Origin of the sequence: Pseudomonas sp. GL93 (assembly GCF_003408955.1) — a bacterium.
Taxonomy (GTDB): Bacteria; Pseudomonadota; Gammaproteobacteria; order Pseudomonadales; family Pseudomonadaceae; genus Aquipseudomonas; species Aquipseudomonas paracarnis.
Genome location: NZ_NKRF01000032.1, coordinates 1 through 14,473, shown reverse-complemented (window position 1 = coordinate 14,473; position 14,473 = coordinate 1). Strand labels below are relative to the sequence as shown.

The following is a 14,473-nucleotide window of genomic DNA, read 5'->3' as shown; positions in this document are numbered from 1 at the left end:
CGGCACGCCGAAGATGGGCTTCCTCAAGGGCCAGGTCACCCGCGTCGACAGCCAAGGCTGCGAGGTGCAACTGGAGGCCGGCACCCTGATCAGCCTGCCGCTGAGCGGCGCCAGCCTGAGCGTGGGCAGCGCAGTGACCCTGGGCATTCGTCCCGAGCACCTGGAAATGGCCACACCTGGGCAAACCACCCTGACCGTCACCGCCGACGTCGGCGAGCGCCTGGGCAGCGACACCTTCTGCCACGTCATCACCCGCAACGGCGAACCGCTGACCATGCGTATCCGTGGCGACATGGCCAGCCAATACGGCGAGACGCTGCAACTGCACCTGGACCCGGCGCACTGCCATTTGTTCGACACCGATGGCGTGGCCGTGGCCCGTCCACTGCGCGCTGCCGCCTGATTTCGCGAGTATTTCCAGATGAAATTGAATAAAGCCAACCTCACCCGACTGGCGCCCGAAGTGCAGGTGCCGACCTACGCACTTGCCGACACCCGCCAGGGCATCGCGCACATTGGCGTCGGCGGTTTCCACCGTGCGCACCAGGCGTTTTACACCGATGCCCTGATGAACACCGGCGAGGGCCTGGACTGGAGCATCTGCGGCGTCGGCCTGCGCAGTGAAGACCGCAAGGCCCGCGATGACCTGGCCGGCCAGGATTATTTATTCACCCTGTATGAACTGGGCGACACCGACGACACGCAAGTGCGCGTGATCGGCTCGATCAGTGACATGCTGCTGGCCGAAGACGGCGCGCAAGCGCTGATCGATAAGCTCGCCAGCCCACAGATCCGCATCGTCTCGCTGACGATCACCGAAGGCGGCTACTGCATCGACGACAGTAACGGCGAGTTCATGGCCCACCTGCCCCAGATCCAGCATGACCTGGCGTACCCGAGGGCACCGAAAACCGTGTTCGGTTTTATCTGCGCGGCGCTGACCCAGCGCCGCGCAACGGGCACCCCGGCCTTCACGGTAATGTCCTGCGATAACCTGCCCCACAACGGCGCCGTCACCCGCAAGGCCTTGCTGGCCTTCGCCGCCCTGCACGACGCCGGGCTGCATGACTGGATCAAGGCCAACGTGAGCTTCCCGAATGCCATGGTTGACCGCATCACGCCAATGACCAGCACGGCTCACCGCCTGCAACTGCATGACCAGCACGGGATCGACGATGCCTGGCCGGTGGTGTGCGAGCCGTTTGTGCAGTGGGTGCTGGAAGACAAATTTGTCAACGGACGCCCGGCCTGGGAAAAGGTCGGCGTACAGTTCACCGATGACGTCACGCCTTACGAAGAAATGAAGATCGGCCTGCTCAACGGCAGCCACCTGGCCCTGACTTACCTGGGGTTCCTCAAAGGCTATCGGTTCGTTCACGAGACCATGAACGACCCCGTGTTCGTGGCGTACATGCGCGCCTACATGGACCTGGACGTCACGCCGAACCTGGCGCCGGTCCCCGGGATCGACCTGACCGAATACAAGCAGACCCTGGTGGAGCGTTTTTCCAACCAGGCGATTGCCGACCAGTTGGAGCGCGTGTGTTCCGATGGTTCGTCGAAGTTTCCCAAGTTCACCGTGCCGACCATCAACCGCCTGATTGCCGACGGCCGCGAGACCGAGCGTGCAGCGCTGGTAGTGGCGGCCTGGGCCTTGTATTTGAAGGGCGTGGATGAGAACGGCGTGAGCTACAAGATCCCCGATCCAAGGGCCGAGTTCTGCCAGGGGCTGGTGAGTGATGACACACTGGTCAGCCAGCGCTTGCTGGGGGTGGAAGAGATTTTTGGCACGGCTATTCCCAAGTCGGCGGCGTTTGTGGCAGCGTTCGAGCGTTGCTATGGAAGCCTGCGCGACAAAGGCGTCACAGCCACACTGCAAAACCTCCTGAACAAACCGGATTAAACATGTGGGAGCTGGCTTGCCTGCGATAGCGGTCCGGCAGTCACCACAGGGTTGACTGGACTACCGCTATCGCAGGCAAGCCAGCTCCCACATCGACCGTATGTTCAACCCAATAATAATGCTGAGCACTCCATCATGACCCAGCAAAACCTGTTCCTCGGAATCGACTGCGGCACTCAAGGCACCAAGGCCATCGTCCTCGATGCGTCCAGCGGCAAGGTGCTGGGCCTGGGCGCCGCCGCGCACACTTTGATCAGCGGCGCCAATGGCCGCCGCGAACAACATACCCAGGAGTGGCTGGACGCCTTCACCGCAGCCACCCACCGCGCCCTGCAACAAGCCGGGGTGGACGGCCAGGACATCCTTGGCATCGGCGTGTCCGGCCAGCAGCACGGCCTGGTGTTGCTGGACGAACAAGGTGAAGTGCTGCGCCCGGCCAAGTTGTGGTGCGACACCGAAACCACACCGGAGAACGACCGGCTGCTGCAGCATCTGGGTGGCGAACGCGGTTCCCTGGAACGCCTGGGCGTGGCCATCGCCCCGGGTTACACCGTGTCCAAGTTGCTCTGGACCCGCGAGCAGCATCCCGACGTCTTCGCACGCATTGCCCATATCCTGCTGCCCCACGACTACCTCAACTACTGGCTCACCGGCCGCGCCTGCGCCGAGTACGGCGATGCATCGGGCACCGGATACTTCAACGTGCGCCGCCGCGAATGGGATGTGGCGTTGCTCCAGCACATCGACCCCACCGGCCGCCTGCAAGCCGCGTTGCCGACACTGATCGAAGCCGACCAAGCGGTGGGCACGATCCTGCCGGCCATTGCCGAGCGCCTGGGGATCAACCCCAACGCGGTGGTGTCCAGTGGCGGCGGCGACAATATGATGGGCGCCATTGGCACCGGCAATATCGCCCCCGGCGTGATCACCATGAGTCTCGGTTCATCGGGCACCGTGTATGCCTTTGCCGACCAGCCAAACGTCAGCCCCCAGGCCTCGGTGGCGACCTTCTGCTCCTCCAGCGGCGGCTGGCTGCCGCTGATCTGCACCATGAACCTGACCAACGCCACCGGGGTGATTCGCGAGCTGTTCGACCTGGACCTCGACGCCTTCAACGCTCTTGTCGAACAGGCGCCGATCGGGGCCGATGGGGTGAGCATGTTGCCGTTCCTCAACGGCGAACGCGTGCCCGCCCTGCCCCACGCCACCGGCAGCCTGCTGGGCCTGACCATGACCAACCTGACCCGCGCCAACCTAAGCCGTGCGGTGGTCGAAGGCACCACCTTCGGCCTGCGTTATGGCCTTGATCTGCTGCGCCAGACCGGCCTGCAAAGCCAGAGCATCCGCCTGATCGGCGGCGGCTCGAAAAGCCCGCTGTGGCGGCAAATGGTCGCCGATATCATGCACACCGAAGTGGTGTGTACCGAACAGAGCGAGGCCGCCGCCCTGGGCGCGGCGATCCAGGCGGCGTGGTGCCAGAGCGGCGAACCGCTGACCAGCCTGTGCGACAAATGCGTGAGCATTGACCCGGCCAGCCGCACCTTACCCGTGGCCGCCAATGTCAGCGCCTATCAACAGGCGTATGAGCGTTATCAACAGCACGTGGCAACCCTTTAAGAGCGAGCAACTATGTATCTGGTGTGTGGTGAAGCGCTGTTTGATTTCTTCAGCGAGGAGGATGCCAGCGGGCAGGCCGCCAAGCTCAACTACAAGGCGCTTGCCGGTGGCTCGCCGTTCAACGTGGCGGTGGGTTTGCGCCGCCTGGGGATCGAGTCGGGGTTCTTCGCCGGCCTGTCCACCGATTACCTCGGCCGGCGCTTGCAACAGGTGCTGAAAGACGAAGGTATCAGCGAACGCTTTCTGGTTGAGTTCGACGCGCCGACCACCCTGGCGATGGTGGCGGTGGGCGCCAATGGCTCGCCGCAGTACAGCTTTCGCGGCGAAGGCTGCGCCGACCGGCAATTGCAACTGACGCACCTGCCGCCCCTGGGCGATGAAATTCGCGGGCTGCATGTGGGCTCGTTTTCGCTGGTGGTGCAACCGATTGGCGACACGCTGCTCAGCCTGGTCAAGCGTGAAAGTGGCAAACGCCTGATCAGCCTCGACCCCAACGTGCGCCTTAACCCGCAGCCCGATATCCACCTGTGGCGCGCACGCGTCGCAGAGCTGGTGCAACACGCCGACCTGATCAAGGTCAGCGACGAAGACCTGCACCTGCTCTACCCCGACCAGACACCGGAAAGCGTGCTGCAAGGCTGGCTGCAACACCGCTGCCAACTGGTGTTCCTCACCCGTGGTGGCGACGGTGCGTCGGTGTTCAGCCGCCAGCATGGCAGTTGGTCGCAACCTGCGGTCAAGGTGGTGATGGCCGATACGGTGGGTGCCGGCGATACCTTCCAGGCGGCGCTGATTGCGTGGCTCACGGAACAGCAGTTGGACTCGATTGACGGGCTGCAAAACCTGAGCCGCGAGCAGATCGACGCCATGCTGGGCTTCGCGATCCGGGCTGCCGCACTGACCTGCGGCAAGACCGGCCCGGACCTGCCCTATCGTCACCAATTGGGTTGAGCTGGGCGGAAAAAAACCCAAAGTGCCATCACGCAGGCCACGTATTCCGTGGCCTGCACGCCATGCACAAAAAATTGCGCTACTGAAAAACTGTGCTAAACCCAAAAACAGGAGCAGTTATTACAACAAACCTAGGACACACCCATGCAAATGCCCAGTGGTTTCTCGACCCGGGCCGTTTTAGCTGTCGGCCTCATCTCATTGCAGTACATGAACCCTCACCCCTCCCACGCCGCCTGCGTTCTCACCCCGGGTACCGGTAACGATACCTATACGTGCGACAGCGGCAGCAGCCCCGGCCTTACCGACCTTTCCGGGGATAACCGCCTGACCCTTCCTGCGGGCGGTACCGGCACCATCAACGGTAATGTCACCTTTGGCCCTGGCGTGGATACCGTGCGCATCGAATCCGGCCAGATCACCGGCGCGGTGCAACAAGGGGCCGGCATCGATGACTTCGTCATGCTGGGTGGGCAAATACAAGCGCTGTTCCAGGGCGATGGGCTCGACACCTTCAGGATGGAGGGAGGCACCATCGTCGATGCCTTTGAGGACGGCGATGTGGCCTACCAGAGCGGTGGCACCATTGGCCGAGTGAATATGAAGCTGGACAAGAACCTCTATGACATGTCCGGAGGCGCCATTCTGGGCAACCTGGTCACCGGTTTTGATACTGACACCATCATCATTTCCGCAGGCAGCATCGGCGGCAATATCAGCACCAGCGGTGGTGACGACAGCATTACCGTGAGTGGCGGCGTGATCAGTGGTGAGATCCGTGCCAGCGTCGGCAACGACACTTTCCGGTGGCTTGACGGTGGGCAGATCAAGTCCTCGGTGTTGATGGGCGATGGTGACGACACCGCCCTGCTGCGCGGCTTGAATGAAAGCCTGCTGGCCACCACGCCCTCCGTCGATGGCGGCCTGGGCAACGATCAACTGACCTTCGACGCGACAACATCCAGCACCGCGGCCCGCTATATCGGCTGGGAGACCGTCAACCTCACCCACAACTCGCGCCTGGACCTGGCCGGGGATTTTTTCCTCGGTGACAGTGGCAGCAATACCGGCACGTTCAACATCGACGGCAGCAGTACCCTGGCCGTGGCGCAAGGCGGCATCCGCCCCTATACGGCTGGCCAACTGGCGACGCTCAATAACGCCGGCACCGTCGACATGACCACCGACAACAGCGCGACCAGCGTATTGACGGTGCATGGCAACTACGCAGGCAACAACGGCCAGTTGCGCCTGCAAACCGTGCTGGGTGACGAGCACTCGGCCACCGACAAGCTGGTAGTGTCCGATGGCAACATCAGCGGTCACACCCAACTGAGCGTCAGCAACCTCGGCGGTATCGGCGGGCTGACCCAGAACAACGGCATCGAAGTGGTCCAGGCACTCAACGGCGCCGTCAGCAGCAACGATGCGTTTGCCTTGAAGGGCTCGGTCTCCGCCGGGGCGTATGAATACCTGCTGTTCAAGGGCGGCACCACCGCCACTACAGAAAACAGCTGGTTCCTTCGTTCCTCGGTGGTGGCCGTGCAACCGCCGGCGGTCCCACCCGTACCGCCGACACCGCCCGTGGTGGTGCCGGTGCCGCCGATCACCGCCACTCCACCTGTAGTGGATTCGGATGAGCCCTCTGTGGAACCGCCCACTGCGCAACCGCAGCCCCCGGTCGAGCCTGCCGCGCCACCGCCCAGCCAAGTCGCCGCGGCCACGTCGCCGCAATCGGCGGCGAGTAACCCTGTGCTTCCCACCGCCGTGGCGGGTGCTGCGCCGATTCCTCTGTATCGCCTGGAAGTTCCGGTCTACTCCGTGGACATCCCCGCTGCGCAACTGATGACGTTGCAGGCGCTGGGCACCTTCCATGAACGCCAGGGCGAGCAAAGCCTGCTGACCGAGACCGGTGCAGTGCCGGCAGGTTGGGGCCGCGCCTATGGCAGTGATTTCAACAAAAGCTGGTCGGGCACCGTGGCGCCGAGTTTTGACGGCACGGTCAAGGGCTATCAGGTTGGCCATGACCTTTACGCCGCCGAAACCAGCGGCGGGCAGACGCAACGCCTTGGCCTCTTTATCGGCCAGAGCCGCCTGCGCGGCGACGTGAAGGGCTTTGCAATGGGCTGGCAGAACCATCGCTCCGGGCGAGTCAAACTCGACGGCGACAACTTCGGCGCCTACTGGACACTCACCGATCCGACCGGTTGGTACGTCGACCTGGTGGCCATGGGTACCCGCCTGGATGGCGACAACAAGTCTGACCGAGGGGTGAAGATGGATACCAAGGGCCACGCCCTGGCGTTATCCGCCGAGGCCGGCTACCCGTTCAGGCTGTCCGAGCATTGGGAGGTGGAACCTCAGGCCCAGGTCATCGGCCAGAAGATCGATCTGGATAGTCAGCACGATGGCATTTCCAAGGTGTCTTTCGACTCCCAGGAATATTGGACCGGCCGCATCGGCGCACGCCTCAAGGGCCGCTATCTGGTCAGCAACACACCCGTGGAGCCGTACGTACGGGCGAATGTCTGGCACACCTTCGGCGGTAGCGACACGGTGACGTTCGACGGGGTGGACCGGATCAAGAGCGATCACAAGTCCTCCACGGCTGATATGGGCGTCGGTGTGGTGGCTCAATTGTCGTCCGCGTTCAGCGTGTATATGGAGGGCAAGTATGGAACCCATCTGGACGCCAATAACTTTGAGGGTATCAGCGGCACTGCCGGCGTGAGAGCACGCTGGTAAAGCGCACGGTTGGTCAGCATTGGGCCTGGCACATACCAGGCCCACAGGGTGTCGACTTACATTCAAGCGATCAATTAATGATAGCCGCGCCCACCAGCGCGCCGCTGCACCGGTGCGTGGCTTTGCTTGAGGTCTTCACGCAACCCGGAGATCAGGTTGCAAATCGCTCGACTGCTGTCGAGCTTGTCAGGGTGTATACCTTTGACTTCCAAATCCACCCGGTCCCGGTCGCGGTCGTCGTAGACCTTGATCGTCAACGAGGCATCTTCGGCCTTGGTGCATTCGCACCGTTTAGGCAGGAAACTTCCTTCAATAATGCTGCGAAGCTCTAGTTCTGAAAGCATGGCTAACCTCTCCTTTTTTGAGACTGCCAACAGTTATATGTATCCGACAGGCACTTGCCTGCCACGTCTTGCCAACCCTGGAAGACGCTTTCAATCAGTAAGCCTACTCGGCAAAAACTGCCGTGGTTGTAACCATTCCTCATAAGCAAACCGCTTCCTGATATTAAAGAAAGCCACCCTCTTGACATCATCGTCGAACCGCCGCGATTAAACGTTTAACCCGCGGCATCGAGCCAAGCGCTTATGTGAAAAGCTTTTTTTCGGCAACATATCGCAAACAATCAACTCATCACCGCTAAGCCGAAGCAGGTTTGCGCTCAACATACGAAACGTATACGATTTGTATATCTATTAAACACAGTGAACCTCATGGGCATCGTCAAGATCACCGATCAGCTGCACGAACAACTGCGCATGGCCAGCGCCGCCATGGACCGTTCCATCAACGCCCAAGCCGAGTTCTGGATCAAGATCGGCCTGCTCGCCGAACTCAACCCGCACCTGCCCTACAACGAGCTGATCAACAAGTTGTTGCTGGACAAGCCCGACCTGATCCGGGGGCGCAGCTGATGATCAAGACTCCCGCACAGTTGGCCGTCATGCGTGAAGCCGGGCGCCTGTTGGCGCAAGTCTTCGACATGCTCGACGGCTTCGTCGCCGCCGGCCGCTCTACCCTGGAGCTGGACAGCGCCGTCGAAGCCTTCATCCGCAACGACCTCAAGGCCCGCCCTGCCAGCCTGGGGCAGTACGACTACCCCTTCTGCATCAACACCTCGATCAACGAGGTGGTGTGCCACGGCATGCCCAGCGCCAAGCAATTGCTCAAGGACGGCGACATCATCAACATCGACATCACCCTGGAAAAAGGCGGCTTCATTGCCGACTCCAGCAAGATGTACATGATCGGCAACGTGACGCCCAAGGCCAGGCGCCTGGTGGAGATGACCTTCGAGGCGATGTGGGCCGGTATCCGTCAGGTCAAGCCCGGCGCGCGCCTGGGTGATATCGGCCATGCTATCCAGACCCATGCGCAAGCCAACGGCTACAGCGTGGTGCGCGAATACTGCGGCCATGGCATCGGCAAACAGATGCATGAAGAGCCACAGATCCTGCACTTCGGCCGCCCTGGCACCGGCCTCGTTCTGCGCGAAGGTATGGTGTTTACCGTGGAGCCCATGCTCAACCAAGGCGGCGCCAAGACGCGCAGTCTCAAGGATGGCTGGACGGTGGTGACCAAGGACAACAGTCTGTCGGCGCAGTGGGAACATACTGTGGCAGTGACGGCGGACGGGTTTGAGGTGCTCACGTTGCAAAAACAAACTGATGCAGAACCGATGGAATCACTACCTTGAGCAATGGGCGCTGATCGGCCATTGAAAAGTCTCCCGAGCGGCCTACCCGCTCGGGAGAGTAACAAACTCAAGGGTGCGCGTGGGCTAGACTAATACCTTCCAGATGGCTCAAGCGATTATCCTTGAGAATGCACTGGGTCGTTATCCGTTGCGGATAGCAACGCATAAACATGTTGGTGAAATGTGTGCCGTAATGAATACGTTCAGTACGGCTCTGACTGAGTAATGGCTTGGCTGAAACGCTGAAACTCGGCTCGTGAAAGTAGGCCATGGCAAAACGCTCACGTGAGTTTAGCTTGACCTTGTGAGGCGTCGAGAGCAGAAGTCCATCGGTCATGAATTGCAAAATATCACCCGGAAACACTGTGAACACGCGCGGTACCGGTTTCACGAACGTCCAGGGCTCGTCGTTTTCGAATAAACCTGCAGTGCTTTCGTCAGGCAACCAGTTGCGCTTGCGATGTTCACCGTCGACCGGAGGGCGAATATACAAACCTCCCACCTCATCCTGAGTAGCGATCACCAGCATGCCGTAGTCGGTATGGGCCCCAATACCTCGGCAGGTTTGCGCCGACTCGGCAGGGAAACGCAGAACACGCATATGGTGCCAGCCATCCTGGCTAAGCTGCGTCAATGCATTTATTTCCAATCCCAGTCCGAGTGCCACCAACTTCAACAACTTTTCGCCCGTGTCACCCAATTCCTCCAGGAAGGCTTTCATGCTGTCGCGGTATTCGTCATTGGGCCATGGCACGGGACCGTGGCACGGCCAGCCGTCTACGACGCGCTGATCCTCCAGTGGTAGATCTTTGCAAATGGTGAAAATTTCCGATTGATCCTGCTCGCCAGCCGTGACCTCTTCGCCAGAAGCAACATACCCTGCATAGGTAAGACTGCTGACTAAGCGCGACTTCTCTTCCCGGGGCAGTTTGAAAAAAGCCTTGCTGGCTGCCATGGCGCGCTTGACCTTCTGGTCCTGTTCGTCATGGATGCTGATCTGAAAAATACCGTCTTTGCGCCACGCATCTATTAGCGCTCGGCCCAATTGGCGATCGGCCTTGCTATCAGTTACAGCTTCAGGCAGGGCAAAAGTTATTAAGTCAGTCATGTCGTGTCTCCTTAAATCCATTAAAGAGACGTGCACTCACAAATGTGACGCTGAACTGCTCCATCAACGGAACTGCTTCAGGCCCAACGTTGCGAGCCTGAATCATGAACGTCGTTATATTCCCATCTGGGAACGGTATTTATAGACTCAGGCGGACAACCTGAACATAACCGGATGTCGATTTTACTGGTATCGAATCAACCGTCCGACGGCAGGTAAAGGTTGCTCGCCTTCCTGCCCTGGCAACCGCGAGTTTCGGCGATCTGCTTGATTGTTACCACACCTGTCCCTGGCGCTTAAGCTCCAGGCGGCGCACAAACTCCTCCAGCACCAAGCCATACAGGTCGTCCTGCAAGTAGGCGTCTTCGATGCCCGCATCCAGGTTGGGGTTGTCGTTGACCTCGATCACCACGACTTTGTCGCCGGACTGCTTGAGGTCAACACCGTAGAGGCCGTCGCCGATCAGGTTGGCGGTCTTTACCGCCAGTTCCACCACCGCCTTGGGCGCTTCATGGACCGCCAGGGTGCGGCATTCGCCGTTGATGTTCTGGCCGGTAGCCTTGTGATTATAAATCTGCCAATGGCCCTTGGACATGAAGTACTGGCACGCGAAGATCGGCTTGCGGTTGAGCACACCGATGCGCCAGTCGTACTCGGTGTAGAAAAACTCCTGGGCCAGCAACAGCACCGAATGTTCAAACAACTCGGCGGTGGCCTTGAGCAGGGCTTCCTGGCTTTGCACCTTGATCACGCCGCGCGAGAAGCAACCGTCGGGGATCTTCACCACCAGCGGGAAGCCCAGGCGCTCGCCGACCCTTTCGAAGTCTTCCGGTCGCTCCTTGTAGAGAATCTCGGTGGCGGGCATGCCCAGTTGATGGCTGTTGAGCAGGTCGGTGAGGTAAACCTTGTTGGTGCACCGCAGGATCGACGCCGGGTCGTCCATCACCACTAGGCCTTCGCTTTCGGCTTTTTTGGCGAAGCGGTAGGTGTGGTTGTCGACACTGGTGGTCTCGCGGATCAGTAAGGCGTCGTACTCGGCCAGACGTGAATAGTCCTTGCGCTCGATCAACTCCACATCGATGCCCAGGCCCTTGCCGACCCGCACAAAGTTTTCCAGGGCGCGGGCATTGGACGGTGGCAGTTGCTCCTGAGGGTCGTGAAGAATCGCCAGGTCATACCGCGCCAAGCGGCGTGAGCGAGGCTGGCGCCAGATCTTGCGGCTGAAGTTGTCGAGGGCGTGGGCGAACTGGTCTTCCTGGTCATCACGCAACTTGTGCAATACGCCGGACTTAACCCCGTCGATATGCCAGCCATTGTGTTTGCTAAACTCAACTAACAAGATCGGGCACGGAAAGATTTCAAATAACTGGCGGGCCAACTCTTGCAGCGGTTCCATATTGGTTCGACCAAAATAAAGCGTCAGGATAAAGCCTTCGGTATTGCTGTAAAGGTGATGACTCAGGGCTTTATCGAGGGTTTTATCCAGGTCGTCCAGTGACAAACCATACAGCGACTTTTTAGTCAGTTCACTGATGGTGCGCACCGACGGAATCACCTTGTGCCCGCGCGCTTCGGCCAGCAATGAGCAGTAGTAGCCATGGCCCAGGTACTTGTAACTGCGGCACAGGTTGATGACCTGCACACGTTTACCCGTCTCGTTTTCACGGGTTTGCTCAAGGTATTCCTGGGCCGTCACGATGTCTTCGCTGGGAAAGTAGGAGGCCCAATCTTCCTTGCGTTCGACAATGATCACCACTTGCTTGGACGCTTTGGTGGCGACCGATAAATAACCGCTGGAAGTTATTGTCGCCGCGACGTTTTGCTCGGATACTTCACGCCAATGACCTTGTACCGCTGACATAATATTTGATCCGCTTTAGAGAACTCGACCTTTTCTATTAAGCACGATCTTTTAGAGAAGTCCCGTTTCGTTACGTAACTTTTACGGCGGTTATATGGCTCTTTCCTTTCGCGTTGCAACCCCCGCTGATGGGCCTCAATTGGTCGCGCTGGAACACCACTGTTTCACCACCGACCGGCTCTCACCGCGCAGTTTCCAGTGGATGATCAGCCGTGCCCATGGCCAGTTACTGGTAGCGGAAAACGACGCGCAATTGCTCGGTTATGCACTGGTGTTGTTCCATCGCGGCACTTCACTGGCGCGCCTGTACTCCATCGCCATCGCCGAACATGCGCGCGGCATGGGCCTGGGCAAGCAATTGCTGACGCGCATCGAGGCCTGCGCCCTGGAGCATGATTGCGCCTACCTGCGCCTGGAGGTGCGCATCGACAACCGCGGTGCCCTGGCGATGTACGAGCGCAATGGCTATCGCCGCTTTGCGCTGATAAATAACTATTACGAGGATCACACCGCCGCTATTCGGCTGGAAAAACGCATCCTCCAGCACCAGGTCGCACGCCCCCAGAACATACCGTATTACCAACAGACCACCGACTTCACCTGTGGCGCCGCGTGCCTGCTGATGGCCATGGGCGCGTGGCTGCCTGGGCGCGTGGCCGGGCGGCGCGAAGAACTGCAGATCTGGCGTGAAGCCACCACCGTGTTCATGACCGCAGGCCACGGCGGCTGCAGCCCGCAAGGCTTGGCTTTGGCGGCCTGGCGCCGGGGTTTTCGGGTGCGTATGCAGGTGAATGTGCGCGGGCCGTTGTTTCTCGATGGCGTGCGCGCCCCGCACAAAAAGGACGTCATGCGCTTAGTGCACGAAGCGTTTGAAGAGGAATTGGCCGGCAGCGATGTCGAACAGATACTCGGCGGCGCCCTGGATCTACCCCAGGTATTGCAGGCCGGCGGGCAGCCGCTGGTGCTGATCAGCAGCTACCGCCTGACCCGTTCCAAGTCGCCACACTGGGTGATGGTCACCGACTGCGACGAAGAGTTCGTCTACCTGCATGACCCCGACGTGGGCCACAGCCAGCATCGCCAGCCCCTGGACTGCCAGCATCTGCCGGTCAGCCATGGGGAGTTCGAGCGCATGTGCCGCTTTGGCAGCAAACAATTGCGAGCGGCGGTGGTGCTGTTTAAGCCACCTGCCTGACCCCGGCCTTGGCTTCCAGCTCGCGCACCAGCGGCAAGACGCGTTGGCCGAAGTATTCGACTTCCTCCTGAAAATGCAGGAAGCCAGCCAGTATCAGGTCCACGCCCACGGCCTTGAGCGCAATGATGCGCTCGGCGATCTGCTGCGGCGTGCCAATCAGGTTGGTCTTGAAGCCGTCGTTGTATTGCACCAGGTCTTCAAAGCTGGACTTGGCCCAGTTGCCCTCGCCTTCCGGTGAGGCCTTGCCCGCCTGTTTGGCCGCATCGCCAAACGCATTCACCGCTTCGGGGTCAGCTTTTTCGATGATTTCGGCGAGTACGGCGCGGGCTTCTTCTTCGGTGTCGCGGGCGATCACAAAGGCGTTTACACCCACGTTCACCGAATGGTGATTGGCTGCAGCCTTGGTGCGAATGTCGTCAACCTGGGCCTTGATGCCTTCGGGCGTGTTGCCGTTGGTGAAGTACCAATCCGACACGCGTGCCGCCATGTCCCGCGCCGCCCGTGAGCTACCGCCCTGGAACACTTCCGGCTGGCCGAGCGGTTTGGGTTTCAAGCTGTAATTGTTGAAGCGGTAGAAGTCGCCCTTGAACGTGAAATCGTCCTGGCTCCAGATGCCTTTGAGGGCGCGGATAAATTCCTCGGAGCGGCGATAACGTTCGTCGTGTTCCAGCCAGGGTTCGCCGATCGCCTGGAATTCGCCCTTGAACCAGCCACTGACGATATTCACCGCAATGCGCCCGTTGGTGAGCTGGTCGATAGTCGCCAGTTGTTTGGCCGCCAACGCCGGTTGCCACGGCCCGGGCAGGATCGCCGCGATGACCTTGAGGGTGGTGGTCGCCGCCAGCAACGCATGGCTGAACGCCACGGACTCATGCTGGTTCTCGGCACCGTAACCTGCGGTGAAGCGAATTTGCGTCAGGCCATACTCAAAGCCGGCTGCCTCTGCCAGTTGCGCCAGCTTGCGGTTGTACTCGATGCCCCAGTGGGTGCGTTGTTCAATCTTGCTGACGACCAACCCACCGCTAACGTTGGGTACCCAATAGGCAAATTTCACGGCTTGCTGACTCATCGGACGGTACCTCGCACAAGGGATGTACCAGTGCTTAGGCAGCAAGCGTGCCAGGGGCAGGCAAATGCCCGTAGCGTGGGGGTTACGGCGCAAAAAGGGGGATTGAAGCGTTGGCTTGCCAGTGTCTGGTATCGCAGTGATTTGTGGATCTGCTGTTGCTGGAGCAACAGTGGCGACCGGCGCCGTCAAACGTATCCACGATGCGAAGCGAGTAGCTCTTGATCTGCTTTTGATCTTAGGCGCCCCGTCAAACCACGCTGGCCGGAATTCGGCAGGGATTTGGGGGGTAAACCGGCAGGCCTGCCGGTTTACCCCCCCCGCGCCATCC

Annotated in this window: 12 protein-coding genes; 8 read left to right on the top strand and 4 right to left on the bottom strand. The window is 60.2% G+C overall.

Going from position 1 to position 14,473, the window contains the following annotated elements:
- From CER19_RS05870 to CER19_RS05850, 5 genes are all read left to right on the top strand, one after another.
- A partial coding sequence (locus tag CER19_RS05870; protein ID WP_116665722.1) for a TOBE domain-containing protein occupies nucleotides 1-403 on the top strand: 403 nt, incomplete at its 5' end.
- A gap of 18 nt (nucleotides 404-421) precedes the next feature.
- Complete coding sequence (locus CER19_RS05865) at nucleotides 422-1,903, top strand: mannitol dehydrogenase family protein (protein WP_116665721.1); 1,482 nt, start codon at nucleotides 422-424, stop codon at nucleotides 1,901-1,903.
- A gap of 135 nt (nucleotides 1,904-2,038) precedes the next feature.
- On the top strand, nucleotides 2,039-3,520 hold the full coding sequence (xylB, locus tag CER19_RS05860; protein WP_116665720.1) for a xylulokinase: 1,482 nt from the start codon (nucleotides 2,039-2,041) through the stop codon (nucleotides 3,518-3,520).
- Between the two features lie 12 nt (nucleotides 3,521-3,532).
- Nucleotides 3,533-4,471 carry a carbohydrate kinase gene (locus CER19_RS05855; RefSeq protein WP_116665719.1) on the top strand — a complete coding sequence of 313 codons (939 nt, stop codon included), beginning with the start codon at nucleotides 3,533-3,535 and terminating at the stop codon, nucleotides 4,469-4,471.
- A 144-nt stretch (nucleotides 4,472-4,615) separates the two neighbouring features.
- A complete protein-coding gene (locus CER19_RS05850; protein WP_116665718.1) occupies nucleotides 4,616-7,216 on the top strand; it encodes an autotransporter outer membrane beta-barrel domain-containing protein in 2,601 nt (866 codons plus the stop codon).
- A 74-nt stretch (nucleotides 7,217-7,290) separates the two neighbouring features.
- Here CER19_RS05850 and CER19_RS05845 read toward each other — a convergent pair whose 3' ends face one another.
- Nucleotides 7,291-7,560 (bottom strand): DUF1652 domain-containing protein, encoded by a 270-nt coding sequence (locus tag CER19_RS05845; RefSeq protein WP_116665717.1) that lies wholly within the window; start codon nucleotides 7,558-7,560, stop codon nucleotides 7,291-7,293.
- A 369-nt stretch (nucleotides 7,561-7,929) separates the two neighbouring features.
- On the opposite strand from CER19_RS05845, the gene CER19_RS05840 reads away from it, so the two are divergent.
- Nucleotides 7,930-8,130 carry a ParD-like family protein gene (locus CER19_RS05840; protein ID WP_116665716.1) on the top strand — a complete coding sequence of 67 codons (201 nt, stop codon included), beginning with the start codon at nucleotides 7,930-7,932 and terminating at the stop codon, nucleotides 8,128-8,130.
- Nucleotides 8,130-8,912, top strand: a complete 783-nt coding sequence (gene map / locus CER19_RS05835; protein WP_116665715.1) for a type I methionyl aminopeptidase — start codon at nucleotides 8,130-8,132, stop codon at nucleotides 8,910-8,912. The genes CER19_RS05840 and map overlap by 1 nt, the downstream gene beginning before the upstream one ends.
- 67 nt (nucleotides 8,913-8,979) lie before the next feature.
- On the opposite strand, the gene CER19_RS05830 is transcribed toward map, so the two are convergent.
- Together CER19_RS05830 and CER19_RS05825 are read right to left on the bottom strand one after the other, a co-directional pair.
- Complete coding sequence (locus tag CER19_RS05830) at nucleotides 8,980-10,020, bottom strand: 2-oxoglutarate and iron-dependent oxygenase domain-containing protein (RefSeq protein WP_116665714.1); 1,041 nt, start codon at nucleotides 10,018-10,020, stop codon at nucleotides 8,980-8,982.
- A gap of 274 nt (nucleotides 10,021-10,294) precedes the next feature.
- Nucleotides 10,295-11,881: a RimK family protein gene (locus tag CER19_RS05825; protein ID WP_116665713.1), complete on the bottom strand. Its 1,587-nt coding sequence runs from the start codon at nucleotides 11,879-11,881 to the stop codon at nucleotides 10,295-10,297.
- A 94-nt stretch (nucleotides 11,882-11,975) separates the two neighbouring features.
- Here CER19_RS05825 and CER19_RS05820 point away from each other — a divergent pair, with 94 nt between their 5' ends.
- Nucleotides 11,976-13,076: a GNAT family N-acetyltransferase/peptidase C39 family protein gene (locus tag CER19_RS05820; protein WP_116665712.1), complete on the top strand. Its 1,101-nt coding sequence runs from the start codon at nucleotides 11,976-11,978 to the stop codon at nucleotides 13,074-13,076.
- Here the strand turns inward: CER19_RS05820 and sfnG are convergent.
- Complete coding sequence (sfnG, locus tag CER19_RS05815; RefSeq protein WP_116665711.1) at nucleotides 13,060-14,145, bottom strand: dimethylsulfone monooxygenase SfnG; 1,086 nt, start codon at nucleotides 14,143-14,145, stop codon at nucleotides 13,060-13,062. The genes CER19_RS05820 and sfnG overlap by 17 nt on opposite strands.
- Nucleotides 14,146-14,473 lie beyond the last annotated feature (328 nt).